The following is a 24432-nucleotide window of genomic DNA, read 5'->3' on the forward strand; positions in this document are numbered from 1 at the left end:
GCTGTCTGGAAGGTTCCGAAAGCTCAATAGCCGACGGCGCGGTCGACCACGAATTGTAGCGGCTCGCCGCGCTCGAAGCGGGCGATCTGCGTCTCGACATGACGGAACAGCGCGTTTTCTTCTGAGACTGCCGCGTCGTGCGGCGTGATGAAGACGTTCTGCAATTCCCACAAGGGGTTGTCGGCGGCAAGCGGCTCGGTCTCGAAGACATCGAGGGAAGCGCCGCCGAGGGTGCCGTTACGGATGGCGGACACGATATCGGCCTCGACCTGGCTATTACCGCGGCCGGCATTGATGAAGACCGGCTGCCCGAGCGCGCCGTTGCGGCGCAGCTTCGCAAACAGCCCGGCGTCATAGAAGCCTGATGTTTCAGGCGTCAGCGGCAGCAGGCCGACGAGGATATCGGTCCTGGCGAGGAAGCTGTCCAACCCGCTGGCATCGAAGGTTTCGACGCCGTCGATCTGCTTGCGGCTGCGCGACCAGCCGATGACGTTGAACCCCATCACTTTCAGCTTGGCGACGGCATCCTGCCCGAGAATACCGAGACCCATGACGCCGACCGTCACTTCCGCCGCCTCCGGCGCGATCAGCTTGGCCCATTCACGCTGCCGCTGGTGGCTGTCATGGGCGTATTGGCCGCGCAGATGCATCAGGCATTGCATGACCACCCATTCGCTCATGCGAGTCGTCAGGCTGCGGTCGACGAAGCGGACGATCGGGATCTCTGGCAGGCCGTCCATGCCGATGATGTGGTCGACGCCGGCGCCGCCCGAGAAAATGACCTTGAGGTTCGGCGCCCGCACGAAAAGATCGGCATCGGGCTTCCAGAGAAGCGCGTATTCGACCTCGCGGAGATCGCGCGCCCGATCGGCCGGATCGGCAAGATTGATGCTGCCGCGGTCGGCAAAGGCGGTCTTCAGCACGCGGGCGACGCCTTCGGGATTAAACTTGATGTCGACGAGAACGGGAGAACTTGCGGGCATGATCTTCTTTATTGCTGTACGGCGGGTGTCGGCACCGCCTCGATGTTGAAAGCGGCGGCCATAAGCGCCCGGGTGTAATCGTCCTTCGGCGCGCGGAAGATTTCCGAGGACGGTCCCTGCTCCACCACCTTGCCGAAACGCATGACGATGACGTCGTTGGCGAGCGCCTTCACCACCTTCAGGTCGTGGCTGATGAAGAGATAGGCGAGGTCATGCTTCTTCTGCAGATCGCGCAGGAGATCGACCACCTGCGCCTGCACGCTCATGTCGAGCGCGGAGGTCGGCTCGTCGAGCATGACGAAGCGCGGTTTCAGCACCATGGCCCGGGCGATGGCGATACGCTGGCGCTGGCCGCCGGAGAATTCGTGCGGATAACGCCAGCGGGTCAGGGGATCGAGACCCACTTCCTCCAGCGCCCAGCAGACGCGCTGGTCACGCTCTTCCGATGTCAGGGAGCGCTCATGCACCTTCAGCCCTTCGGCGACGATATCGCCGACCGACATGCGGGGGCTGAGCGACCCATAGGGATCCTGGAAGACGACTTGCAGCTGGTTGCGCAGCGGCCGCATTTCGCTGAATGAATAGCCGGCTATATCCTTCCCGACAAAGGCAATTCGCCCTTGCGAGGAGATCAGCCGGGTGAGTGCCAGGCCAAGCGTGGTCTTACCGGAACCGGACTCGCCGACGACGCCGAGAGTCTGGCCGGCGCGCAGCGAAAGATCGATGCCGTCGACCGCCTTGACGTGATCGACGACCCGACGCATCAGCCCTGCTTTGATCGGGAACCAGACGCGGATATCCGAACCTTCCATCACCAATGGTTTCGACGGATCGGCAAGCGGCGGCTCGCCACGCGGTTCGGAAGCGAGAAGGTGGCGGGTATAGTCGTGCTTGGGATTGGCGAAGACCTCCGCGACCGTCCCGGTTTCGACGATCTTGCCCTTGGTCATGACGCAGACCCGATCGGCGAATTTGCGCACGATGCCGAGATCATGGGTGATGAACAGCAGCGACATGCCGTGGACGGCCTTCAACTGCCGGAGCAATTCGAGGATCTGGGCCTGCACGGTGACGTCAAGCGCCGTGGTCGGCTCGTCGGCGATCAGCAATTCCGGTCGGTTGGCGAGCGCCATGGCGATCATGACGCGCTGGCGCTGGCCGCCTGACAGTTCGTGGGGATAGGCCTTCAGCCGCTTTTCCGGTTCGCGGATGCCGACCTGATTCAACAGTTCCAGCACGCGCTCACGCGCCCCCTGGCCGGTGAGCCCCTGGTGCAGGGCGAGGATCTCGGCGATCTGCTTCTCGATCGTATGAAGCGGATTGAGCGAGGTCATCGGCTCCTGGAAGATCATGGTGATGTCGTTGCCGCGCACCTCGCGCAGGGCCCGCTCCGACGCCTGCAGAAGGTCCTTGCCCTTGAACAGGATTTCGCCGGAGGGATGGCTTGCGGAGGGATAAGGCAAAAGCCGCAGGATCGAGTTGGCCGAGACCGATTTGCCGGAGCCGGATTCGCCGACGAGCGCCACGACCTCGCCTTTGGCGATATCGAAAGAAATGTGATCGACGGCGAGCGAAGTTTCGCCGCCCTGATGAAAGGCAACCGAGAGATCGCGGACGGAAAGAAGCGGTTCTGTCATGTCACTCATTGAAACGTCTTCCTCGGATCGAAGGCATCACGCACGGCTTCGCCGATGAAGATCAAAAGGGAAAGCATGATCGACATGGTGAAGAAGGCCGTCAGCCCGAGCCAGGGCGCCTGCAGGTTGGTCTTGCCCTGGGCGATCATCTCGCCGAGCGAAGGGGAGCCGGGTGGCATGCCGAAGCCGAGGAAATCGAGCGAAGTCAGCGTCGTGATCGATCCGGACAGAATGAAGGGCAGGAAGGTCAGTGTCGCGACCATGGCGTTCGGCAGCATGTGCCGCCACATGATGGTGCGGTTGTTGACGCCGAGCGCGCGGGCGGCGCGGACATATTCGAAATTGCGGGCGCGCAGGAATTCGGCGCGCACGATGCCGACGAAACCGACCCAGGAAAAGAGCAGCATGATGCCGAGCAGCACGAAAAAGCCTGGTGGCAGGATGGCGGCGATGATCAGCAGGATGTAAAGCACTGGCATCGACGACCAGATTTCGATGAAACGCTGCAGCAAGAGGTCGGTCCAGCCGCCGAAATAGCCCTGCACCGCACCTGCCGTGACGCCGATGATCGCCGAGCAGATGGTGAGCGCCAAGCCGAAGAGCACCGATATGCGGAATCCATAGATGACGCGGGCGAGCACGTCTCGGGCCTGGTCGTCGGTGCCGAGCCAGTTGAGATTGCCGAGAGTGCAGGCGGGATCGTTCATTCCTTGCGGATAGCCGGAGCAACGCTCCTCTTTCGTCATCAGCCAGAACGGGGCGGTCGGCGCCGAATGCGGAATGTTCGAATTGACCGAGCGGTAAGAATAACGGATCGGCGGCCAGATCATCCAGCCATTGGCGTTGATCTCGTCGGCAATGACAGAGGAGCGATAGTCGGTTTCTGCCAGGAAGCCGCCGAACTTCTCCTCGGGATAGTCGATCAGCACGGGAAAGAGGATTTCGCCCTTGTAGGAGGCGATGACCGGCCGGTCGTTGGCGAGGAATTCTGCAAACAGGCTGAGCCCGAACAGCAGCAGGAAAAGCCACAGCGACCAGTAGCCGCGGCCGTTCGCCCGGAAATTCTTCCAGCGACGGATGTTCGTTGGCGATAGCAGCCCCTTGCGCGGCGGCTTGACGGGGGTTGCAGTGACAGGATTTGCGGCGGCGTCCATCAGACATCCCTCCGCTCGAAATCGATGCGCGGATCGATCCAGGTGTAGATCAAGTCGGAAATCAAGCTGACGAACAGACCGAGCAGCGAGAAGATGTAGAGCGTGGCGAAGACGATAGGATAATCCCGGTTGACTACCGAGAGATAACCGAGACGGCCGAGGCCATCGAGCGAGAAGATATTTTCGATCAGCAGCGATCCGGTGAAGAAGGCGGAAATGAAAGCGCCGGGGAAGCCGGCGATGATGATCAGCATGGCATTGCGGAAAACATGGCCGTAAAGGACCTGCCGCTCATTCAGACCCTTGGCGCGGGCGGTGACGACATACTGCTTCTTGATTTCCTCGATGAAGGAATTCTTGGTCAGTAGGGTCGTCGTCGCGAAGGCTGCAAGCGAAAGCGAGATCAGTGGCAGGGTGAGGTGCCAAAAATAATCGAGCGGCTTCTGCCACCAGGCGAGCTGATCGAAATTGTCGGAGACCAGGCCGCGCAACGGAAACCAGTCGTAGAAGGAGCCGCCGGCGAAAAGCACGATCAGCAGAATGCCGAAGAGGAAGCTCGGGACAGCGTAGCCGACGACGATGACGCCCGACGTCCAGACGTCGAAGGTCGATCCGTCCTTGACCGCCTTGCGGATGCCGAGCGGGATGGAAATGGCATAGGAGAAGATCAGGATCCAGATGCCGAGCGAGATCGATACCGGAAGCTTCTCCTTGATGAGTTCGAGCACAGAGGTGTTGCGGAAGAAACTCTCGCCGAAATCGAAGCGGATGTAATTCCACATCATCTCGCCGAAACGCGTCAGCGGCGGCTTGTCGAAGCCGAACTGTTTTTCGAGTTTGGCGATCAGTTCCGGATCGAGCCCTTGGGCGCCGCGGTATCTGGAGCCGTCGTCCCCTCCTCCGTCACCCATCAGGTCACCGCCACCGGACAGGCGCTGATCGGCGCCATCGGCCTGACCGGTCAATTGGGCGATCACCTGCTCGACCGGACCTCCCGGTGCGAATTGAATGACGATGAAGGAAATCGCCATGATGCCGACGATGGTCGGGATCATCAGAAGCAGGCGGCGAATGACATAGGCGCCCATCAGCCTTCAGCCTCCGGAAATCTTCTTCTTGTCTGCCTGCCGTCCAGTCCGATGCTGCTCAATCCGCCAGCCTTCCCTTGCCGGCCGTACCGGCTTGTCGTGATTCGCTTGCGCCATTTGGAGCCGAGGCCGCCTTCAATGCAAGCCCGCTCATTTCGCTGAGGTCGACCACCAGGCATCGGGGAAGCCTAGGCTATAGGCCGGGAATTCGGCGGGATGGGTGATCGTGTTCCAATAGACGATGTTCTGGGTACCGCGGTAGAACAGCGGGATGACGTAATGGTTTGCAAGCAGTACCCTGTCCATCGCCTTGATCGCCGCGACCTGTTCATCGCGGTTCGGCGCGAAGATGATCATGCGGATGAGTTCATCGACGGCCGGATTGGCGATGCCCGCGTAATTTTGAGACCCCTGCTGATTGACCGAACCAGATCCCCAATAGTCGGCCTGTTCGTTGCCGGGGTTCATCGTCTGCGCCCAGACATTCCAGATCATGTCGAAGTCGAAACTGCGTTCACGGTTGACGTTTTGCGAGGCATCGACCGTCCGCACGCGCGCATCTATGCCGATTTTCCTGAGATTGCTGGCATAGGGCACCGCCCAGCGTTCCAGTATGGGGCTCGACAACAGGATCTCGAAACTCATCTGCTGGCCAGTCTTGGTATTGACCATGCGATTGCCCTTGATCTCCCAGCCGGCTTCTTTCAGAAGCGCAATCGCCTTGCGTAGATTGTCGCGGCTCTTCTGCGGATCGCCTCCGACAGGATTGGCATAGGGCGTCGTAAAGACTTCGGGCGGAACCTTATCCTTCATGCCCTGCAGAATTTCCAGTTCTCTACCTTGTGGAAGGCCGGAGGAGGCGAGTTCGGTATTCCAGAAATAACTGTCGATGCGCTTGTAGCTGTTGAAGGCAACGGTGCGGTTCAGCTCCTCAAAATCCAGTCCATAGTTCAGCGCCTCGCGGACCCTGATGTCCTTGAAGAGGTCACGTCGCATGTTGGGCACGAGAGCCTGCATGATGCCGGTGGCGCGCAGCGGGTTTGCAACCTCCTCTTTCTTGACACGTCCTTCCTTCACCGCGGGGAAATCATATCCCGTCGCCCAGCGGGCAGCCGTGGTCTCCTGCCAGTAGTCACTATTGCCGGCGCGAAAGGCTTCGAACTCGACGTCCCGATCACCAAAATAGGTGTAGATGACGTTGCGGAAATTGTTCTGGCCGACATTTACATTGAGGTTCTTACCCCAATAATCGTCACGCAGTTCATAACGGATCGTCGCGCCGGGCGAGAAGGAAGCAATCTTGTAAGGTCCCGAACCCATCACCGGCTCGAGCGTCGTCTTTGAGATATCGCGTGGCTTGCCGTCTGGTCCCTGCCCCTCCCACCAATGTTTCGGCACGACCACCAACTGACCGAGAATATTCGGGAGCTCCCGGTTGTTCTTTTCGTCGAAAGTGAAGGTCACGTCGCGTTCGCCGGTCTTCTCGGCCTTCACCACGTGCCGGTAGTAGTTCGCGCTGATGGGATTCAGTTCCTTCGTCTTATCCAGGCTGAAGATGACATCCCCGGGCGTTACCGGCTGACCATCTGCCCATTTTGCCTCCTTACGCAGGCGAAAGGTCGCGCTCGAGACATCGGCGGGAAAGGACAGCCCTTCGGCGAGCAAGCCGTAGGAGACAAGCAGTTCGTCATCTGCCGCCTTCATCAAGGTGTCGTATACGAGCGTCAGGCCTACTCCCACTTGGCCTTTGGCAAGCAGAGGATTGAAGGTGTCGAAAGCGCCACTTGCAGAAAGACGGAGGTCTCCGCCTTTTGGAGCATCGGGATTGACGTAGTCGAAATGAGCAAAGCCCGGCTTGTACTTCATCTCGCTGATGACCGAGCTTCCGATCTGAAACGGCTGGCCCTCAGCCAATGCCGTCCGCGGCGCCAGAGCACCCGCGAGCGACAGAAACAGACCGATTTTCGACCACAATGCCGCCATTCCCATTTTCCCCTGAATATTGATGGATACGACAATACGAGAAATAGGGGCGAAAAACAGGAGAGAGTCTGGTTTTTGCCGGGCTCGCGAAATTTTGAGCCGCCAGCTCCTGTCGAATGTCAGCTCCAGTCAATGCCTGAGGCGCTGCGGCCTTCCGTCACCGGCCCCTCCTGCGCCCGTCCGGCAAATCATCGATTCACCAAAATCGCTTTTCAGGATAGATTCGAGTGCAAATCACTTCGACATCGAATTAAGGGAACAGCATGGCTTTCGGCTTCGCCCAGGCTTTCAGGACATTAGGCAAACTGGCGCTCGCCGGCGCGATCGGCGCAGGCCTTGCCGCTGGCGACGTCGGCGCTGAGCAGAAGACGCCAAGCCCAGGCAGCGCCAAGGCGCTGTTCGGCGGCGCCGGCCTGCCGACGCGGGGGCCAGCGCAGCCGATCGGCTTCTATGCTAAGGGCTGCATGACGGGTGCGGTGGCGCTGCCGACCGATGGCCCGACCTGGCAGGCGATGCGGCTTTCGCGCAACCGTCGCTGGGGCAATCCGGCGATGATCGCGCTCTTGGAGCGGTTTTCGCAGGATGCGGTCAAATATGCCGGCTGGCCCGGCATCCTTGTCGGCGATATCGCGCAACCACGCGGCGGGCCGATGCTCAACGGCCATTCCTCGCACCAGATCGGCCTCGACGCCGATATCTGGTTTAGCCCGATGCCGGCGCGCCGCATGACGGCCCAGGAACGCGAGGACCTGCCCTTCACCAGCATGCTGCAGAAGGACAAGTTCCTCACCGTCAACCCCAAGGTATGGACAGAATCGCGCGCGCGGCTTTTGATGCTGGCGGCGAGCTATCCCGAAGTGGAGCGCATCTTCGTCAATCCGGCGATCAAGAAGAAGATGTGCGACACCTGGGCCGGCGACCGCACCAACCTTGGTAAGCTCCGGCCGATATACGGCCATGACTCGCACTTCCACATCCGCATCAAATGCCCGCCGGGCGCTGCCGGATGCACGCCGCAAGCTCCTGTCCCCGCCGGCGACGGCTGCGACAAGTCGCTCGCCTATTGGTTCACGCCGGCGCCTTGGGCGCCGCCGAAGCCGCCCAAGCCCGGTGCCAAGCCGCCGAAACCGCCGCGTGAGATGATGGTCACCGATCTGCCCAACGCTTGCGCCGCCGTGCTCAACGCCGCTTCCGTTGCTTCGATGCAGGCCGCCACCTATGGTGGACCCTCCGCCGCAAGCGCGCTCGCCGCCGCTCCGGCAGCCGCGTCGGCTGATGACACTGATGAGGCGTTACCGGATGTCGGCCCGGTTCCGAACGACAAGCCGGCGATCCAATGAAGGGGCGGATGCGCTGTCTTTCAAATCGCAAGCTCTTGGTATACAGCGGTCAAATCGATTGAATTGTGGGGCGGAGATTCACTTCATGGCCGGCGGCAAATGCCTTGCGCTGATCGCGCATGACCAGAAGAAGGACGACATGGCGGCGTTCGCCCGCGCCAACCGGGATATTCTCTCGCGCTGGAAGATCGTCGCGACGGGCACGACCGGCGGGCGGGTGCTCGATGCTGCCCCCGATCTTGACGTCGTCAGGCTGAAAAGCGGGCCGCTCGGCGGCGACCAGCAGATCGGCGCGCTGATTTCGACCGGCGAGGTCGACGCCCTGATCTTCTTCGTCGACCCCTTGACTCCGATGCCGCACGATGTCGACGTGAAGGCGCTGATGCGGCTGGCGATCGTCTACGATATTCCGATGGCGCTCAACCACGCGACCGCTATAAAACTCCTTCCCACACTTAAAGCCTGATCAGCACGGAACCGGCCATGCCAAAACCGAACAACAGCACCGCTCCGCTGCCTTTCCCGATCCTGATCGGCGATATCGGCGGCACCAATGCCCGCTTCTCCATCCTGACTGATGCCTATGCCGAGCCGAAGCAATTTCCGAACGTACGCACGGCGGATTTCGCCACGATCGACGAAGCGATCCAGCAAGGCGTGCTCGACAAGACCGCCGTGCAGCCGCGCTCGGCGATCCTTGCCGTCGCCGGCCCGATCAACGATGACGAAATCCCGCTGACCAATTGCGACTGGGTGGTGCGGCCAAAGACGATGATCGAGGGCCTCGGCATGGAGGACGTGCTCGTCGTCAACGATTTCGAGGCGCAGGCGCTGGCAATCGCCGCGCTTTCGGATGAAAACCGCGAACGCATCGGCGACGCCACCGGCGACATGGTCGCGTCGCGCGTCGTGCTCGGCCCGGGCACCGGTCTCGGCGTCGGCGGGCTCGTGCATGCCCAGCACAGCTGGATCCCGGTTCCCGGCGAAGGCGGCCATGTCGATCTCGGGCCGCGCAGCAAGCGCGACTATGAAATCTTCCCGCATATCGAGACGATTGAAGGCCGCGTTTCGGCCGAGCAGATCCTCTGCGGGCGCGGCCTCGTCAACCTCTACCATGCCATCTGCATGGTCGATGGGATCGAGCCGACGATGAAGGATCCGGCCGACATCACCTCGCACGCGCTTGCCGGCAGCGACAAGGCGGCGGTAGAGACCGTCTCGCTGTTTGCCACCTATCTCGGCCGCGTGGCGGGAGACATGGCGATGGTGTTCATGGCGCGCGGCGGCGTCTATCTCTCCGGCGGCATCTCTCAGAAGATCCTCCCGGCGCTGAAGAGACCGGAATTCCGCATCGCCTTCGAGGACAAGGCGCCGCATACGGCGCTACTTCGCACCATCCCGACCTATGTGGTGACGCACCCGCTGGCAGCGCTCGCCGGACTTTCCTCCTATGCGCGCATGCCGGCGAATTTCGGCGTCTCTACCGAGGGCCGCCGCTGGCGGCGCTGAGCCCGGCGCAGAACAATAGAGCGTCATTGGCACATCCTATGCGGAGGCGCGGCGCTCTAGCCAAACCAATCCCAACTCTTTATAGACCCCGGCAAAAGTGCGTGTCGCCCTCACGGGGCGCTTGGCCCGAGACAGGAAACCCTATTTGGAAGCGGCGGAAAGCAGAACGCAGAGCGTCAGCAGCGATACCGTAACCGGCATCCTGAAGCGCATCATCGCTGAAAACGGCCGCGATCATCTTTGGGGCTATGTCTTTGCGATTGCCTGCCTCATCGTGGTGGCACTTTCGACGGCATTCACCGCCTGGATCATGCGGGCGATCATCGACGAGGCCTTCGCCAATCGCCGCGCCGACGTCGTCTGGATCATCTGTCTTTCGATCTTCATCGCCTTCGTGCTGCGCGGTTTTGCGAGCTATGGCCAGGCGGTGGCGCTTTCCAGGGTCGGCAACGATATCGTCGCCCGCTACCAGCGCCGGCTCTATGCGCATCTGATGACGCTTTCGGTCGGCTTCTTCAGCGAGGCGCGCTCGGCCCATATCGCCGCGCAGGTAAGCCAGAATGTCAGCGGCATCCGCGACGTGCTCAACCTGACGATCACCTCGACGGTGCGCGACCTGCTGACCTTCGTGTCACTGCTCGCCGTGATGATCATCCAGGATCCGCTGCTCAGCCTTGCCGTGTTCATCATGGCTCCGCCGCTGCTTTATGCACTGCGCTATGTTTCCAAGCGGCTGCGCTCGGCCACCCGCGAGGCCGTGCATCTGAACAGCCACGTTCTCGGCGCCATGCAGGAGACGATCCAGGGCATCGCCATCGTGAAAGCCTTCACGATGGAAGAAGAACTGGAGCGCAAGGTCAACAAACTGATCAAAGGCGCCGAAAGCCGGGCGAACCGGATTGCAAGGCTTTCCGAACGCACGTCTCCGCTGACGGAAAGCTTCGCAGGTTTTGCCGTCGCCAGCGTGCTTGCCTATGCCGCCTACCGCTCGATCTACTACAATGTACCCCCGGGTGCCTTCTTCTCCTTCGTCACGGCGCTGCTGCTTGCCTATGACCCGGCCCGCCGACTTGCCCGCCTGCAGGTGCAGATGGAGCGCGCCGTCGTCAATGCGCGGATGATCTATGAACTGCTCGACATGGAACCGCGCCAGCGCGACCTGCCGGATGCCCGGCCGCTGACGGTGACGCAGGCGAGGATCGAATTCCGCAATGTGTCCTTCGCCTACGGCAATGAGAGCGTGCTCAGCGGCGTCAGTTTCATCGCCGAGGGCGGCGCGACCACAGCGCTGGTCGGCCCCTCCGGCGCCGGCAAATCCACCGTCATCAGCCTCATTCCGCGCTTCTACGATCCGCGCGAGGGCGAAATCCTGATCGACGGACAGGACATCGCCCACATCACCAAGAAGTCGCTGCGCCAGCAGCTCGCCTATGTTTCGCAGCAGCCCTATCTGTTCGAGGGCACGATCCGCGACAATATCCGCTATGGCCGGCCGGAAGCGACCGATGGCGAGGTGGAAGAGGCCGCCCGGCTTGCCTATGCGCATGACTTCATCTCGGCACAGCCGCAGGGTTACGAGACGCCGGTCGGCGAAAACGGCGTGACGCTTTCGGGCGGCCAACGCCAGCGACTATCGATCGCGCGCGCTTTGGTGCGCAATGCGCCGATCCTGCTTCTCGACGAGGCGACCTCGGCCCTCGACACCGAATCCGAAGCGGCCGTGCAGAAGGCGCTCGACGAGGCGATGAGCGGACGCACCGTCGTTGTCATCGCCCACCGGCTTTCGACCGTGGTGCGGGCCGACAAGATCATCGTGATGCAGCAGGGTCGCGTCGTCGAGGAAGGCAATCACGAGACGCTTGCGAAGGTCAGCGACGGTCTTTACGCTCGCCTCAACAACCTGCAGAGGCCTTCGGCCTCCGATTCAAACTGATCTGGCGAGACTGACATGAGCGATGCTGCGATGAAACTGGTGGTGGTTGGCGCAGCAGGACGCATGGGGCAGACGTTGATCCGGCTCATCCATTCCATCGAGGGCGTCAAGCTGCATGCTGCGGTCGAGCGCGCTGGCTCGTCCTTCGTCGGCAAGGATGCCGGCGAAATCGCCGGTCTCGGCCCGACCGGCGTCGTCATCGGCGACGACCCGCTCCAGGCCTTCCTGCATGCCGAAGGCGTGCTCGACTTCACCTCGCCTGCCGCAACGGTGGAATTCTCAGGCCTCGCCGCGCAAGCCCGCATCGTCCATGTGATCGGCACGACCGGCTGTTCGGACGACGACAATGCCAGGATCGCCGCGGCGGCCCGGCATGCGCGCGTCGTCAAATCGGGCAATATGAGCCTCGGGGTCAACCTGCTTGGCGTGCTCGCAGAGCAGGCAGCGCGTGCGCTCGATTCTGTCGACTGGGACATCGAGATCCTGGAAATGCACCACAAGCACAAGGTGGATGCGCCCTCCGGCACTGCCCTTCTCCTCGGCGAGGCCGCGGCAAAAGGGCGCGGCATCGATCTTGCTTCGAAGTCGGTCCGGGTGCGCGACGGCCATACCGGGGCCCGCGAGGCGGGTACGATCGGCTTTGCGACGCTGCGCGGCGGCTCCGTCATCGGCGAGCATTCCGTGCTTTTTGCCGGCGAAGGTGAAATCGTCACCCTGTCGCACAGTGCGGCCGACCGCTCGATCTTTGCGCGCGGCGCCATCAAGGCGGCCCTCTGGGCGCGTGACAAGAAGCCGGGTCTCTATTCCATGCTCGACGTGCTCGGGCTCTCTTCCTCATAACGATACTACGGAGGCATATTCATGAGCGGTACCCTCGTCCTCGTTCGCCACGGCCAGAGTGACTGGAACCTAAAGAATCTCTTTACCGGCTGGAAGGATCCCGATCTGACCGAGCTCGGCATCCAGGAAGCCAATGCAGGCGGCGCGGCGCTCGCCGAATACGGTATCAAATTCGACGTCGCCTATACCTCGGTGCTGGTGCGTGCGCAGCACACGCTGAAGCTCATTCTCGACAAGGTCGGCCAGCCCGATCTCCTGACGATCCGCGACCAGGCGCTGAACGAGCGCGACTACGGCGATCTCTCCGGCCTCAACAAGGACGATGCACGCGCAAAATGGGGCGAGGAACAGGTGCATATCTGGCGCCGTTCCTATGACGTGCCGCCTCCCGGCGGTGAAAGCCTGCGCGACACCGGCGCCCGCGTCTGGCCCTACTACCTCACCGAAATCCTGCCGCGCGTGCTCAGAGGCGAGAAGGTGCTGGTCGCCGCACACGGCAATTCGCTGCGTTCGCTTGTCATGGTGCTCGACAAGCTGAGCAAAGAAGGTGTGCTCGCCCTCAACCTCGCGACCGGCGTTCCGATGGTCTACACGCTGAAGGCGGATTCTACCGTCGCCTCCAAGGAAGTGCTCGGCGACATGTCGGGCGCACATTGATCTCAGCTGATCTTTCCCCGCTTCGGCGGGGAAAGGCGCTCAGTTCTCGATCGTGAACTGCACCCGGTCGGCCGCGAAGCGGCTGATCGAATATTGCACTGGCATACCCTCAAGATCGGTATTCATCGCCTTGGCGATCAGAAGGATGGCGCCGGGGGTGAGTTCGAGGTCGGCCATATCGGCAGCACTGGCATGGGCGGCCGTCACCTCGGTCGTGGCGCGCACATAATCCGGCAGGCCGAGTTCGGCGAAAGCCTTGGTGATCGATTCCCCCGCCCGGTAAGCCGCGCCGATACCGGCAAAGCGCTTGGCGGGAAACCAGCTCGTCGCCCTTGAAACCGGCCGCTTGTCTGCCTGGCGCAATGTTTCCAGGCGGATCACCTGTTCCCCCGGCTTCAGGCCCAGCCAGCGGGCGATCTCGGCACTCGCCTCCTCCTTCGCCTCATCGAGCAGCAGGCCGCGCATTTCACGCGCCTGATCGCCGATGCCAGCGGTGAAACGCGTGCGCCTTGTGATCGGGAAATTCAGCCGCTCCTTGCGCTCGATAAGCGTGCCGCGACCTTGTACCGCACGCACGATACCTTCCTGCGCCAGCGCCGCCAGCGCGCTGCGCACCGTATGCCGGTTGACGCCGAATTGCAGCGCCAGCATGGTTTCCGGCGGCACCATTCCCGTTTCGTCATAGGCTCCGGTGCTGATCGCCTCACGAATCCGATCGGCGATCTGGCGCCAGAGCGCCACGCCGGTTTGCCTTTGCACCTGTTTCAATCCCGCCATTCCACCCCTGCCTGCCATTTCACGCCTTCTGCATAATTCAAAGCGCTACAGCGCCGCGCGTCTGAAAAGACGCGCGGCGCTGTAGGATGTCACACGCTTGTCACGGCATCGATTTAGAGCTAAGTATATCTTGTATGGTTGTCTATATCAATAGACATTTTAAGGGAAGCGGCGATGATATCAGCGGACAGGACAGACGCTGCGTCACAGACGGTATCCGGGCGCAAACGCGCCGCCGATCTGCTGGCGCGCGCGGAGCGCAGCGAACTCTTGGCAGTCTTCGATGCGCTGCCGCAAAAGCCTGTGGCCCATCAGGTGCGCGGACCGGAGACCGGGCTGGTGATGGTGCGCGGACGCATCGGCGGCGGCGGAGCTCCCTTCAATCTCGGCGAAGTGACCGTGACGCGGGCCACGGTCCGGCTCGACTCCGGCTCGGTCGGCCATGCACAGGCGCTCGGCACCGACCGTGAAAAGGCACGGCTTGCGGCGATCTTCGACGCGCTCTGGCAGGAGGAGGCGACGAAGGATTTCGTCGAACAGGCACTGCTTTTACCGGTTGCCGAGCGGATCGCCGATGCCGAACGCCGCAAGGCGGACGAGACGGCGGCAACCCGCGTCGATTTCTTCACCATGGTGCGGGGAGATAACTGATGGGCCTGAAGACAGAAGCTCTGACCGGCGGCTTTGCCGAGCCGGTCTTCCATGCCCAGAGCGTCTTCAAGATGCTGATGGACGGCATGGCCCGCCCCGGCACGATCCAGACCGTTCAGCCCGACGTCGCTCCGCCGACACCGCTCGGCATCGCCGCCGGCACCATCGCGCTGACGCTTTGCGACCACGACACGCCCGTCTGGCTTTCCCAGGGACTGGCGAAATCCGCCGTGCCGGAGTGGCTCGGCTTCCATACCGGCGCGCCGTTGACCGGCGAAAAAGCCGAAGCGCGTTTTGCCTTCACCGAGGCCGGCATCGCCCTTTCCTCCTTCGGCCTCTTTGCATCAGGTACGCAGGAATATCCCGACCGGTCGACGACTATTGTCATCGAGCTCGCGGACCTCGAGGGCGGCCGCAGATTGGCGCTGATCGGACCCGGCATCCAGAGCGTAACGGAGATCGCGCCTATCGGCCTGCCGGAGACCTTCCTGCGGCTCTGGACCGAGAACCGTGCGCTCTTTCCGCGCGGTGTCGACATCGTGCTGACGGCGGGCAAGCGTTTCCTCTGCCTGCCGCGCACCACCAAGATCACAGCAACGGAGATCTGAGCTCATGTATGTTGCCGTCAAGGGTGGCGAGACCGCCATCGCCAATGCCCACCGCCTGCTGGCCGACCGCCGCCGCGGCGACCGTTCGCTGCCGGCGATCGGCATCGACCAGATCGTGGCGCAGCTGGCGCTCGCCGTCGACCGGGTCATGGCCGAGGCTTCGCTTTTCGACCGCACGCTCGCCGCACTTGCCGTCCGCCAATCGCGGGGTGACATGATCGAGGCGATCTTCCTGCTGCGCGCCTACCGCACGACACTGCCGCGTTTCGGCTATTCCAAGCCGCTCGACACGGCTGAGATGACGATCGAACGCCGCATTTCGGCGACCTACAAGGATCTGCCGGGCGGCCAGCTTCTTGGGCCTACCTTCGACTATACCCACCGCCTGCTCGATCCCTCGCTGCTTTCGGACGAGGCGGTCGAAACGCCCGCTCAGCGCGCCGCCGAGACCGGCCGTGTCATGCGCGTCTCCGAGATTCTCGGCGAGGAAGGCCTGATCGAGGCCGACGGCGACATGCCGGAAGATCACGAAATCGGCGACCTGACCCGCGAGCCGATGGAATTCCCGATGACCCGGGATCTCCGCCTGCAGGCGCTTGCCCGCGGCGACGAGGGCTTCCTGCTGGCGCTCGGTTATTCCACCCAGCGCGGCTATGGCCGCAACCACCCCTTTACCGGCGAAATCCGCATCGGCGAGGTCGAAGTGGAATTCGATGTGCCGGAACTCGGTTTCGCCGTCTCGCTCGGCACGATCCAGATCACCGAATGCCAGATGGTCAACCAGTTCAAGGGTTCGGCCAAGGCGCCGCCGCAATTCACCCGCGGCTACGGCCTGGTCTTCGGCCAGAGCGAGCGCAAGGCGATGGCGATGTCGCTGGTCGACCGGGCGTTGCGCGCCGAAGAACTCGGTGAGGATATCACCGCGCCGGCACAGGATGAGGAATTCGTCATCTCGCATTCCGACAACGTCCAGGCGACGGGCTTCGTCGAGCACCTGAAGCTTCCGCACTACGTGGATTTCCAGGCCGAACTCGATCTCGTCCGCCGCATGCGCCGCGAATTCGAAGCCGCCCGCAACGGTGGCGAAGACATGAAGGAAGCCGCCGAATGACCGATCTGGCCAGCTACAACTTCGCCTATCTCGACGAACAGACCAAGCGGATGATCCGCCGCGCTATCCTGAAGGCAATCGCCATTCCGGGTTACCAGGTGCCCTTCGCCTCGCGTGAAATGCCGATGCCCTACGGCTGGGGCACCGGCGGCGTGCAGGTGACGGCCTCGATCATCGGACCGGACGACGTGCTGAAAGTCATCGACCAGGGTGCCGACGACACGACCAACGCCGTTTCCATCCGCGCCTTCTTCCAGAAGGTCGCCAATGTTGCGGTGACGACGCATACCAAGGATGCGACGATCATCCAGACGCGCCACCGCATTCCCGAGGAAAAGCTCGGACCCGGCCAGGTGCTCGTCTACCAGGTGCCGATCCCCGAGCCGCTGCGCTTTCTCGAGCCGCGCGAGACCGAGACCCGCAAGATGCACGCACTCGAAGAATACGGCCTCATGCATGTAAAGCTCTACGAGGACATCGCCCATAACGGCCGCATCTCGCGGACTTACGCCTATCCGGTGAAGGTCCATGGCCGCTATGTCATGGACCCGTCACCGACGCCGAAATTCGACAATCCGAAGATGCATATGTCGGACGCGCTGCAGCTCTTCGGCGCCGGACGCGAGAAGCGCATCTATGCGGTTCCACCCTATACCGACGTCGTCAGCCTGGATTTCGAGGATTACCCCTTCGATATCCAGCGCTTCGATAAACCCTGCGCCCTTTGCGGCGCCGAGGACGTCTATCTCGACGAAGTGGTTCTCGACGACAAGGGCGGGCGCATGTTCGTCTGCTCCGACACCGATCATTGCGAAGACCGCCGCGCGCACGGCCATGCCGGCGAGATGCTGGCCCGGGAGGCTGCAGAATGAACGATACCCCGCTTCTCAAAGTCCACGACGTTTCGAAATTTTACGGCAACCGCATCGGCTGCCGCGACGTCTCCTTCGAGCTCTGGCCCGGCGAAGTGCTCGCCATCGTCGGCGAGTCCGGCTCCGGCAAGACGACGCTGCTCAACTGCCTCTCCACCCGGCTGCTGCCGAGCACCGGCAGCGTCGAATATCACATGCGCGACGAAAACTACCGCGATCTCTATCGCATGAACGAAGCCGAGCGGCGTTTCCTGATGCGCACCGACTGGGGCTTCGTGCATCAGAACCCGGCCGACGGCCTGCGCATGACTGTCTCTGCCGGGGCCAATGTCGGCGAAAGGCTGATGGCGATCGGCGACCGGCACTACGGCAAGATCCGGGCTTCGGCGATCGACTGGCTCGAACGCGTCGAGATCGACGCCGACCGCATCGACGACCAGCCGCGCGCCTTTTCGGGCGGCATGCGCCAGCGATTGCAGATCGCCCGCAACCTCGTCACCGGCCCGCGCCTCGTCTTCATGGACGAGCCGACCGGCGGCCTCGACGTCTCGGTGCAGGCGCGCCTGCTCGATCTCGTGCGCGGCCTCGTCAACGATCTCGGCCTCTCGGCCATCATCGTCACCCACGATCTCGCTGTTGCCCGCCTTCTCTCGCACCGGATGATGGTGATGAAGGACGGCTACGTCATCGAACAGGGACTCACCGATCGCGTGCTCGACGATCCGCGCGAACCCTATACCCAGTTGCTCGTCTCCTCGATCCTGCAGGTCTAATCCTCGGCCCGAAACCAGAAAGAAGAAATCATGGCAACGCCCCTCGTCGTTTCCGAAGTCTCGAAGAGCTTCACCATGCATCTGCGTGACGGCATCAAGCTGCCGGTCGTCTCCGATGTCGCCTTTTCGGTTGCGTCAGGCGAATGCGTCGTACTCGGTGGCCCATCGGGCATCGGAAAGAGTTCGCTGCTTAAGATGATCTACGGCAATTATGCCGTCGATACCGGCCAGATCCTCATCCGCCACGACGGACGGATCGTCGACCTCGCCTCCACCGATCCGCGCACCGTGCTCAACGTCCGCCGCAATACACTCGGTTATGTCAGCCAGTTCCTGCGCACCGTGCCGCGCGTCGCGGCGATCGACGTGGTTGCAGAGCCGCTGGTGGCACGCGGAGAGGACGCTGTCACGGCACGGGAAAAGGCAGGCGCCCTGCTTGCCAGGCTCAATCTGCCGGAAACGCTCTGGCAGCTTCCGCCCGCCACCTTCTCCGGCGGCGAGCAGCAACGCGTCAACATCGCACGCGGCTTCATCACCGAGCACACGATTCTGCTTCTCGACGAGCCCACAGCTTCGCTCGATGCCAGGAACCGTGCCGTCGTTGTTGGCATGATAGCGGAAAAGAAGAAGGCGGGTGTAGCCCTTCTCGGCATCTTCCACGACGAGGAAGTGCGCGAAGCCGTCGCCGACCGCATCCTCGACGTCCAGCAGTTCTCACCCAGAAAGATCGCTGCATGAGCCGCAAGCTGGGCATCGAGCCCTACTTTCATGAAACGGCGTCCGTCAGCGAATCCACTTTCGGGCGGTATACGGAGGTCTCGGAACGCTGCCGCATCAGCGAGGCCAGCTTCGGTGACTATTCCTACATCATGCAGGATGGCTCCGTCTGGTGTGCGACGATTGGCAAGTTCGTCAATATCGCCGCCGCTGTGCGCATCAACGCCACCAACCATCCGACCTGGCGCGCGACACTGCATCATTTCACCTATCGCGCCGCCGACTACTGGCCGGACGGCGACATGGAAACGGACTTCTTCGCCTGGCGGCGCGCAAACCGCGTGACGATCGGCAACGACGTCTGGATCGGTCACGGCGCGACCATCCTGCCCGGCGTCAACGTTGGCAACGGCGCGGTGATTGGGGCCGGCGCCGTCGTGTCGAAGGACGTCGCACCCTATACGATCGTCGGCGGCGTACCGGCCAAACTCATCCGCGAGCGCTTTCCAAGAGAGATCGGAGAACGGATGGACAGGCTCTCGTGGTGGGACTGGGAGCACGACCGCCTGCGCCAGGCGCTCCAGGATTTCCGCAACCTTGACGCGGAAGATTTCCTGTCCCGCTACGGCGGTTAAAACCTCCGATATGGGGGCGGAGAATTGTGACAGGACTTACACAAATATGACATGCGAGGTTCATCAAGCGGGACTAATGCGATGCTGACAAGGCCTGGATCGCAAGGGAAGAGCATGATGTTCGAGCTGAAGAATGTCACACGTCGTTTCGGAAAAAAGCTCGCTGTCGATTCCGTCACGCTCGCCATTCCCCAAGGCCAGATGGTCGGCATCATCGGCCGCTCCGGCGCCGGCAAGTCGACGCTCTTACGCATGATCAACCGCCTTCAGGAGCCGAGCTCTGGCTCCGTTCATTTCGCCGGCGTCGAGGTCTCCGGGCTTCGCGGCCAGGCATTGCGCAACTGGCAGCGCGACTGCGCGATGATCTTCCAGCAGTTCAACCTGGTGCCGCGCCTCGACGTTCTCACCAATGTCATGCTCGGCCGCCTCAATCATCGCTCGACGCTTATGAGCCTGCTCAACATCTTCACCCGCGAGGAACGCGTCCATGCCATCGCGGCACTCGAACGCCTCGGCATCGAGCAGACGGCGCTGCAGGCAGCCGGCACGCTTTCCGGCGGCCAGCAGCAGCGCGTGGCGATCGCCCGCGCGCTGATGCAGAACCCGAAGATGCTTCTCGCCGACGAGCCGATCGCCTCTCTCGATCCGCTGAACGCCAAGATCGTCATGGATGCGCTGCGCGACATCAACGAGCGCGAAGGCATCACCGTCATCACCAACCTCCACACGCTCGATACCGCCCGCAGCTATTGTGAGCGCATCGTCGGCATGGCCGGCGGCCGCGTCGTCTTCGACGGCCAGCCCTCGGAGCTGACCGCCGAAGCGGTGAAGGAAATCTACGGGACCGACAAGGACGGCGCCGGCATCGACGAAACGCTGACCTCGACCAGCCTCGAATCCAAGCGCCGCGCCGCGGATCTCTCATCCGGCATGGTGGCCAAAGCCGCTGCCGTGCACTGACCGTTTCCGGCCGACGGGACAACGGTCGGAAAAATAACTGACAAACAAACCACGTCACAAAAGGAGACTTCCATGTCTGCATTCCGCAAGATCCTGATGGCAACCATCGCCGTCGCCGCCCTCGCCAGCAATGCCGCTGCCCAGGACGTCAAGGTCCTCCGCATCGGTCTCGATGGCGGTGAAAACGAAGCCGACCAGGTTCGCCGCACCGAATGCGTCAAGCCGGGCCTGATCGCCGCCACCGGCGTCTCCGAAGTCCAGCTCTTCCCGTCGCCGAACTACAACGGCGTCATCCAGGGTCTCCTTGGCGGCACGATCGACCTCGCCGTCATGGGCGCCGCCTCTTACGCCGCGGTCTATATCAAGGATCCGAACGCCGTCACCCCGGTTCTGACTACCAAGCAGGCAGACGGTTCGACCGGCTACTACTCGATCATGGTTGCGCGCAAGGACTCCGGCATCAAGACACTTGCCGACGCCAAGGGCAAGAAGCTCGGCTTCGCCGATCCGGACTCTACCTCCGGCTACCTTGTTCCGAACGTTGCCCTTCCGAAGGACACCGGTGCTCCGGTCAAGCAGTACTTCTCTGAAACCGGCTTTGGCGGCGGCCACGAGAACCTCGTTCTCGGCGTTCTCGATAAGAAGTTCGATGTCGGTACCACCTTCGGTTCCGGTCAGGGCGACTGGGCGCAGGGCTACACCTCCGGAAATCTGCACCAGATGGTCACCAAGGGCCTGCTCGACATGGACGATATCGTCGAAGTCTGGAAGTCGCCGCTCATCCCGAACGGTCCGTTGATGGTTTCCCAGAAGCTGCCGGCCGACCTCCAGAAGAAGGTTACCGCCTACTTCGCCGAACTGCCGAAGACAGACAAGAGCTGCTTCGAATCGTTCACGGGCGGCGGCTACGTTGACTGGGCGCCGGTCGACCAGAGCTTCTACCAGACGATCATCGACGCCCGTAAGGCCGTTATCGGCGGCTGATCCTCAGTCTGAACAATCTCGCGGCGGCATCATGATGATGCCGCCGTTTTTCAGGAAGGAAGCCACATATGGCGCACTCGGCCGGCGCGGACTCTCTGAGCGGATTGCAGGAGAGCTCCCGCACCATCCTCGATCATTATCAGAGCCAGGTTCGAACGCGGCGGATCTATACCGTCGTTTCAATCGTGGTCTTCCTGATCATCCTCGGCGCCTCGCTCGATTTCGCCAACAGCGCCAATTCGGGCAAGTTCTTCGAGCGCCTTCCCTATTTCTTCGACTTCATGAAGAGCTTCGTGCCGGACAGTCCGCTGGAGATTTTCCGCGCCATGTTCGACCTGCCGTCGCCCTTCTCCGACGGTTCGATCAAATACGACTATACAAGCGACCGCGTCTGGATCACCGATAGTTTCTACATCCCGAATTTCTTCTACCAGCTCGCGATCACGCTCAACATCGCCATCGTCTCCACCATTCTCGGTGCGAGCGGCGCGTTCTTGCTCTGCTTTTTCGCTTCCACCAATCTGGTCGGTGCAGGCGTGACGCGCTGGGTCGTGCGGCGCATCATGGAAATCATGCGCGCCTTCCCGGAAATCGTCATCGCCGGTCTTCTCGCCGCGATCCTGTCGATCGGTCCGATTTCGGCGATCATCGCGGTATGGGTCCATACTGTCGGCGCGCTTGGGAAGTTGTTCTTCGAAGTCGTCGAGAATGCCGACATGAAGCCGGATGAAGGCCTGCGCGCCGCCGGCGCCGGCTGGCTGGAGCGCGTGCGCTTCGCCATCCTGCCGCAGGTGTTGCCGAACTTCGTCTCCTACACGCTGCTGCGGACTGAGATCAACGTGCGCGCCTCGACCATTATCGGCGCCGTCGGCGGCGGCGGCATAGGCGAGGTCTTCAGCCTGTCGATCGGACGCGACCATGCTGCCAAGACCTATGCGATCATCATCCTGCTGCTGATCACCGTCATTTGCGTCGACCAGTTCTCGGCCTGGCTGCGCCGCCGGCTGATCGGCAAGCAGTCCTTCGAATTTGGCCGGGGAGCGGCGTGATGTCCTCTGTTCCGACCATCAACGCTGCCGAGCGCAACCGCCTGCTGTCCGCCTATCCGGACGTCTTCCATCGCAGCTTCATGCAGCGCTGGGGTCTGCTCCTCATTTCAGCTGCGGTCTTCGTTTACCTAGCCTTCTGCTTCGCCTTCTTCAACGTCATCCCCACCTTCGTGAACGGCAACTGGGACCGCGCGGCGATCTATGTCCAGGACTGGTATTCCTGGCGCGCCCAGCCGCGCCTGCGTTTCCAGAACGATCAGGTCGTCCCCCAATGGACGAGCCGCCGCCAGTATCCCGAGGGCGGCGATATCAACTGGCTGAAACCCAATGCCGATGGCAGCCGATACACCGTCACCTTCGGCAGCGACGGCGACCGCTTGGAAGTGACGCCGAGCCACGTCGACGTCTATATCGACGGCAAGCTCTATCCCGTGACCATTACCCGCGATCGAGCCTCCCTGCCGTCCGATGCGCCCGCCCAGATGGCGCAGGACGACAACAAGGTGAACGTCTATTACGGCTTCGCTGGACAGGCGGAAATCCGTACCAGCCAGGTCTACGTCCAGCGCCGCTTTCTCGGCTGGGCAAACTTCTTCTTCGATACGCGTTCGCCCTTCTGGGGCCGCAACCTGCCTGAGGTCGTCGGCCTGATGTTCTCCGGTGAACGGCTCGATCCGAACCAGTCCAATGCCTCGCTGGCGTTGGACAACTTCCTGAACAACGCAAGCTGGCAGCATGGCGACATCCTGTCGAAGTTGATGCAGACGCTGGTCATGGCCTTTGTCGGTACGCTCTTCGGCACGCTGGTCGCTTTCCCGCTCGCCTTCGTCGCCGCACGCAACATCACGCGGAGCCGCGCTGCGAACTGGGCCACGAAGCGGCTCTTCGACTTCCTGCGCTCGATCGACATGCTGATCTGGGCGTTGTTCTTCACCCGTGCCTTCGGCCCAGGGCCGCTTCCGGGCATCGCGGCTATCTTCTTCACCGATACGGGCGCGCTCGGAAAGGTCTATGCCGAAGCGCTTGAGAACATCGACGATAAGCAGCGTGAGGGCGTGAAATCGGTCGGTGCGGCACCGGTGGCCGTCCAACGTTATGGGGTCATCCCCCAGGTCCTGCCGGTGTTCATCTCGCAATCGCTCTATTTCTGGGAATCGAATACCCGCTCGGCGACCGTCATCGGCGCCGTCGGTGCGGGCGGCATTGGCCTCAAGCTGCTCGAATCCATGAAGACCAATTCGGACTGGGACAAAGTCGCCTATATGGTCCTGCTGATCCTCCTCGTGGTCTTCGCCTTCGACAATCTCTCGAATGCGCTGCGTTCGCGCGTGATGGGAAAAAAGGGCCACTGACGAATTGACGCCATCATCATTCTGTCACGGAAATCTTTTAGCCGGGAGCCTGCTTGCGGTTCGCCGCCAAATCACTGCACTGTGCGCTCCCCGTTTGGACGATCCCCAGGATAAAAGCCTTGCGCTACGCTCTCTATTTCTCGCCGCCGAAGGATGATCCCCTGACCGGCGCGGCCTCGCTCTGGCTCGGCCGCAATGCCTTCACCGGCGAGACCTATCCAGCACCGGACCATGAGCAGTTGGGTGCTGCAGAACAATTCGAGCTGACCGCCGACCCCCGCCGCTACGGCTTTCACGCAACGATCAAGGCGCCGTTTTCGCTCGCCTCCTCGGTCACCGAGAAAGATCTCATGACCGTTGCCGAGGATTTTGCCCAGCGCACGCAAGCCTTCGAGATTCCTGAACTCGTGCTTGGCCAGCTCGGCCGTTTTTTTGCCCTCGTTCCCGGTTCTCATCATCAACCTCTTCAGGATTTCGCCGCGAAGGTGGTAAGGTCATTCGAACCGTTCCGCGCAGCGCTTTCCGAGGCCGATATGGCGCGGCGCAACCCGGAGAAACTCAGCGACAGCCAGCGCGCCCATCTGCAGCGCTGGGGTTACCCTTACGTCATGGAGGATTTCGGCTTTCACATGACGCTGACCGGCCAGGTGCCCGAGACACGCGCCGAGGTGATGAAGGCGATCCTGACCGAGCAGTTTGCCGATTTTACCGGCCGGCCGCTTTCGATTTCCGGCCTTGCCGTCTTCATCGAGGAGACGCGCGGCGCCCCGTTCAAAGTTCATTCCTGGCTGCCGCTTGCCGGCGCCAAACGCTGAAAGA

At 62.1% G+C, this 24432-nt stretch carries 24 protein-coding genes; 18 read left to right on the top strand and 6 right to left on the bottom strand.

Translation table 11 applies throughout. From position 1 onward, the window contains the following. Nucleotides 1–23 precede the first annotated feature (23 nt). From G9X64_RS11440 to G9X64_RS11460, 5 genes are all read right to left on the bottom strand, one after another. The gene (locus G9X64_RS11440) at nucleotides 24–983 is read right to left on the bottom strand and encodes a 2-hydroxyacid dehydrogenase (RefSeq protein WP_171376578.1); all 960 of its coding nucleotides are present in this window, start codon (nucleotides 981–983) and stop codon (nucleotides 24–26) included. A gap of 8 nt (nucleotides 984–991) precedes the next feature. Continuing rightward, the gene (locus G9X64_RS11445) at nucleotides 992–2629 is read right to left on the bottom strand and encodes an ABC transporter ATP-binding protein (protein WP_171376579.1); all 1638 of its coding nucleotides are present in this window, start codon (nucleotides 2627–2629) and stop codon (nucleotides 992–994) included. Next, entirely contained in the window at nucleotides 2626–3774 is a 1149-nt protein-coding gene (locus tag G9X64_RS11450) for an ABC transporter permease (RefSeq protein ID WP_168312747.1), read from the bottom strand. The genes G9X64_RS11445 and G9X64_RS11450 overlap by 4 nt, the downstream gene beginning before the upstream one ends. Further along, on the bottom strand, nucleotides 3774–4862 hold the full coding sequence (locus tag G9X64_RS11455) for a microcin C ABC transporter permease YejB (RefSeq protein ID WP_168312748.1): 1089 nt from the start codon (nucleotides 4860–4862) through the stop codon (nucleotides 3774–3776). The genes G9X64_RS11450 and G9X64_RS11455 overlap by 1 nt, the downstream gene beginning before the upstream one ends. Nucleotides 4863–5012: 150 nt before the next feature. After that, a complete protein-coding gene (locus tag G9X64_RS11460) occupies nucleotides 5013–6845 on the bottom strand; it encodes an extracellular solute-binding protein (RefSeq protein ID WP_168312749.1) in 1833 nt (610 codons plus the stop codon). A gap of 263 nt (nucleotides 6846–7108) precedes the next feature. On the opposite strand from G9X64_RS11460, the gene mepA reads away from it, so the two are divergent. The 6 genes from mepA (at nucleotide 7109) to G9X64_RS11490 (ending at nucleotide 13124) form a co-directional block, all read left to right on the top strand. Continuing rightward, a complete protein-coding gene (gene mepA, locus G9X64_RS11465) occupies nucleotides 7109–8185 on the top strand; it encodes a penicillin-insensitive murein endopeptidase (protein ID WP_168312750.1) in 1077 nt (358 codons plus the stop codon). A gap of 85 nt (nucleotides 8186–8270) precedes the next feature. Then, nucleotides 8271–8651, top strand: coding sequence for a methylglyoxal synthase (locus G9X64_RS11470; protein ID WP_020052384.1), 381 nt, complete (start codon nucleotides 8271–8273; stop codon nucleotides 8649–8651). A gap of 17 nt (nucleotides 8652–8668) precedes the next feature. After that, nucleotides 8669–9694 carry a glucokinase gene (locus tag G9X64_RS11475; RefSeq protein WP_168312752.1) on the top strand — a complete coding sequence of 342 codons (1026 nt, stop codon included), beginning with the start codon at nucleotides 8669–8671 and terminating at the stop codon, nucleotides 9692–9694. 145 nt (nucleotides 9695–9839) lie between these two features. Continuing rightward, nucleotides 9840–11627 carry an ABC transporter ATP-binding protein gene (locus tag G9X64_RS11480; RefSeq protein WP_168312753.1) on the top strand — a complete coding sequence of 596 codons (1788 nt, stop codon included), beginning with the start codon at nucleotides 9840–9842 and terminating at the stop codon, nucleotides 11625–11627. A gap of 15 nt (nucleotides 11628–11642) precedes the next feature. Next, nucleotides 11643–12467: a 4-hydroxy-tetrahydrodipicolinate reductase gene (gene dapB / locus G9X64_RS11485; protein ID WP_168312754.1), complete on the top strand. Its 825-nt coding sequence runs from the start codon at nucleotides 11643–11645 to the stop codon at nucleotides 12465–12467. Nucleotides 12468–12488: 21 nt separating this feature from the next. Continuing rightward, nucleotides 12489–13124 (top strand): 2,3-bisphosphoglycerate-dependent phosphoglycerate mutase, encoded by a 636-nt coding sequence (locus G9X64_RS11490; protein ID WP_072640036.1) that lies wholly within the window; start codon nucleotides 12489–12491, stop codon nucleotides 13122–13124. Nucleotides 13125–13163: 39 nt separating this feature from the next. On the opposite strand, the gene phnF is transcribed toward G9X64_RS11490, so the two are convergent. Then, the gene (phnF, locus tag G9X64_RS11495) at nucleotides 13164–13901 is read right to left on the bottom strand and encodes a phosphonate metabolism transcriptional regulator PhnF (RefSeq protein WP_168312755.1); all 738 of its coding nucleotides are present in this window, start codon (nucleotides 13899–13901) and stop codon (nucleotides 13164–13166) included. 174 nt (nucleotides 13902–14075) lie between these two features. Between phnF and phnG the strand changes: the two genes are divergently transcribed. The 12 genes from phnG (at nucleotide 14076) to G9X64_RS11555 (ending at nucleotide 24428) form a co-directional block, all read left to right on the top strand. Beyond that, nucleotides 14076–14552 (top strand): phosphonate C-P lyase system protein PhnG, encoded by a 477-nt coding sequence (gene phnG / locus G9X64_RS11500; RefSeq protein ID WP_168317252.1) that lies wholly within the window; start codon nucleotides 14076–14078, stop codon nucleotides 14550–14552. Then, nucleotides 14552–15160 carry a phosphonate C-P lyase system protein PhnH gene (gene phnH, locus G9X64_RS11505; protein WP_168312757.1) on the top strand — a complete coding sequence of 203 codons (609 nt, stop codon included), beginning with the start codon at nucleotides 14552–14554 and terminating at the stop codon, nucleotides 15158–15160. Before phnG ends, phnH begins: the two co-directional genes overlap by 1 nt. Nucleotides 15161–15164: 4 nt before the next feature. Next, nucleotides 15165–16271 (top strand): carbon-phosphorus lyase complex subunit, encoded by a 1107-nt coding sequence (locus G9X64_RS11510; protein ID WP_168312758.1) that lies wholly within the window; start codon nucleotides 15165–15167, stop codon nucleotides 16269–16271. Beyond that, nucleotides 16268–17143, top strand: a complete 876-nt coding sequence (locus tag G9X64_RS11515; protein ID WP_029873730.1) for an alpha-D-ribose 1-methylphosphonate 5-phosphate C-P-lyase PhnJ — start codon at nucleotides 16268–16270, stop codon at nucleotides 17141–17143. The genes G9X64_RS11510 and G9X64_RS11515 overlap by 4 nt, the downstream gene beginning before the upstream one ends. Then, entirely contained in the window at nucleotides 17140–17916 is a 777-nt protein-coding gene (phnK, locus tag G9X64_RS11520) for a phosphonate C-P lyase system protein PhnK (RefSeq protein ID WP_168312759.1), read from the top strand. The genes G9X64_RS11515 and phnK overlap by 4 nt, the downstream gene beginning before the upstream one ends. A gap of 30 nt (nucleotides 17917–17946) precedes the next feature. Continuing rightward, a complete protein-coding gene (phnL, locus tag G9X64_RS11525) occupies nucleotides 17947–18654 on the top strand; it encodes a phosphonate C-P lyase system protein PhnL (protein WP_003544411.1) in 708 nt (235 codons plus the stop codon). Beyond that, nucleotides 18651–19268, top strand: a complete 618-nt coding sequence (locus G9X64_RS11530) for a DapH/DapD/GlmU-related protein (protein WP_168312760.1) — start codon at nucleotides 18651–18653, stop codon at nucleotides 19266–19268. Before phnL ends, G9X64_RS11530 begins: the two co-directional genes overlap by 4 nt. A gap of 117 nt (nucleotides 19269–19385) precedes the next feature. Next, a complete protein-coding gene (gene phnC, locus G9X64_RS11535; RefSeq protein ID WP_168312769.1) occupies nucleotides 19386–20228 on the top strand; it encodes a phosphonate ABC transporter ATP-binding protein in 843 nt (280 codons plus the stop codon). 72 nt (nucleotides 20229–20300) lie between these two features. Continuing rightward, on the top strand, nucleotides 20301–21212 hold the full coding sequence (gene phnD, locus G9X64_RS11540) for a phosphonate ABC transporter substrate-binding protein (protein WP_168312761.1): 912 nt from the start codon (nucleotides 20301–20303) through the stop codon (nucleotides 21210–21212). Nucleotides 21213–21280: 68 nt separating this feature from the next. Beyond that, the gene (gene phnE / locus G9X64_RS11545) at nucleotides 21281–22261 is read left to right on the top strand and encodes a phosphonate ABC transporter, permease protein PhnE (protein ID WP_168317256.1); all 981 of its coding nucleotides are present in this window, start codon (nucleotides 21281–21283) and stop codon (nucleotides 22259–22261) included. After that, nucleotides 22261–23613 (top strand): phosphonate ABC transporter, permease protein PhnE, encoded by a 1353-nt coding sequence (phnE, locus tag G9X64_RS11550; RefSeq protein WP_168312763.1) that lies wholly within the window; start codon nucleotides 22261–22263, stop codon nucleotides 23611–23613. Before phnE (G9X64_RS11545) ends, phnE (G9X64_RS11550) begins: the two co-directional genes overlap by 1 nt. A gap of 119 nt (nucleotides 23614–23732) precedes the next feature. Then, on the top strand, nucleotides 23733–24428 hold the full coding sequence (locus G9X64_RS11555; protein WP_168312764.1) for a DUF1045 domain-containing protein: 696 nt from the start codon (nucleotides 23733–23735) through the stop codon (nucleotides 24426–24428). The last annotated feature ends 4 nt before the right edge of the window (nucleotides 24429–24432 follow it).

The organism is Rhizobium sophorae, assembly GCF_013087515.1.
Lineage (GTDB): Bacteria > Pseudomonadota > Alphaproteobacteria > Rhizobiales > Rhizobiaceae > Rhizobium > Rhizobium sophorae.

Excerpts from the sequence above, each read along its gene's own strand:
- mepA (WP_168312750.1), top strand. The coding sequence starts at position 7,109 with ATGGCTTTCGGCTTCGCCCAGGCTTTCAGGACATTAGGCAAACTGGCG.
- G9X64_RS11455 (WP_168312748.1), bottom strand. The coding sequence starts at position 4,862 with ATGGGCGCCTATGTCATTCGCCGCCTGCTTCTGATGATCCCGACCATC.
- G9X64_RS11460 (WP_168312749.1), bottom strand. The coding sequence starts at position 6,845 with ATGGCGGCATTGTGGTCGAAAATCGGTCTGTTTCTGTCGCTCGCGGGT.
- phnK (WP_168312759.1), top strand. The coding sequence starts at position 17,140 with ATGAACGATACCCCGCTTCTCAAAGTCCACGACGTTTCGAAATTTTAC.
- phnE (WP_168317256.1), top strand. The coding sequence starts at position 21,281 with ATGGCGCACTCGGCCGGCGCGGACTCTCTGAGCGGATTGCAGGAGAGC.
- G9X64_RS11530 (WP_168312760.1), top strand. The coding sequence starts at position 18,651 with ATGAGCCGCAAGCTGGGCATCGAGCCCTACTTTCATGAAACGGCGTCC.
- dapB (WP_168312754.1), top strand. The coding sequence starts at position 11,643 with ATGAGCGATGCTGCGATGAAACTGGTGGTGGTTGGCGCAGCAGGACGC.
- G9X64_RS11475 (WP_168312752.1), top strand. The coding sequence starts at position 8,669 with ATGCCAAAACCGAACAACAGCACCGCTCCGCTGCCTTTCCCGATCCTG.
- G9X64_RS11440 (WP_171376578.1), bottom strand. The coding sequence starts at position 983 with ATGCCCGCAAGTTCTCCCGTTCTCGTCGACATCAAGTTTAATCCCGAA.
- G9X64_RS11490 (WP_072640036.1), top strand. The coding sequence starts at position 12,489 with ATGAGCGGTACCCTCGTCCTCGTTCGCCACGGCCAGAGTGACTGGAAC.
- G9X64_RS11515 (WP_029873730.1), top strand. The coding sequence starts at position 16,268 with ATGACCGATCTGGCCAGCTACAACTTCGCCTATCTCGACGAACAGACC.
- phnD (WP_168312761.1), top strand. The coding sequence starts at position 20,301 with ATGTCTGCATTCCGCAAGATCCTGATGGCAACCATCGCCGTCGCCGCC.
- phnE (WP_168312763.1), top strand. The coding sequence starts at position 22,261 with ATGTCCTCTGTTCCGACCATCAACGCTGCCGAGCGCAACCGCCTGCTG.
- phnC (WP_168312769.1), top strand. The coding sequence starts at position 19,386 with ATGTTCGAGCTGAAGAATGTCACACGTCGTTTCGGAAAAAAGCTCGCT.
- phnF (WP_168312755.1), bottom strand. The coding sequence starts at position 13,901 with ATGGCGGGATTGAAACAGGTGCAAAGGCAAACCGGCGTGGCGCTCTGG.
- G9X64_RS11470 (WP_020052384.1), top strand. The coding sequence starts at position 8,271 with ATGGCCGGCGGCAAATGCCTTGCGCTGATCGCGCATGACCAGAAGAAG.
- phnL (WP_003544411.1), top strand. The coding sequence starts at position 17,947 with ATGGCAACGCCCCTCGTCGTTTCCGAAGTCTCGAAGAGCTTCACCATG.
- phnH (WP_168312757.1), top strand. The coding sequence starts at position 14,552 with ATGGGCCTGAAGACAGAAGCTCTGACCGGCGGCTTTGCCGAGCCGGTC.
- G9X64_RS11450 (WP_168312747.1), bottom strand. The coding sequence starts at position 3,774 with ATGGACGCCGCCGCAAATCCTGTCACTGCAACCCCCGTCAAGCCGCCG.
- G9X64_RS11510 (WP_168312758.1), top strand. The coding sequence starts at position 15,165 with ATGTATGTTGCCGTCAAGGGTGGCGAGACCGCCATCGCCAATGCCCAC.
- phnG (WP_168317252.1), top strand. The coding sequence starts at position 14,076 with ATGATATCAGCGGACAGGACAGACGCTGCGTCACAGACGGTATCCGGG.
- G9X64_RS11445 (WP_171376579.1), bottom strand. The coding sequence starts at position 2,629 with ATGAGTGACATGACAGAACCGCTTCTTTCCGTCCGCGATCTCTCGGTT.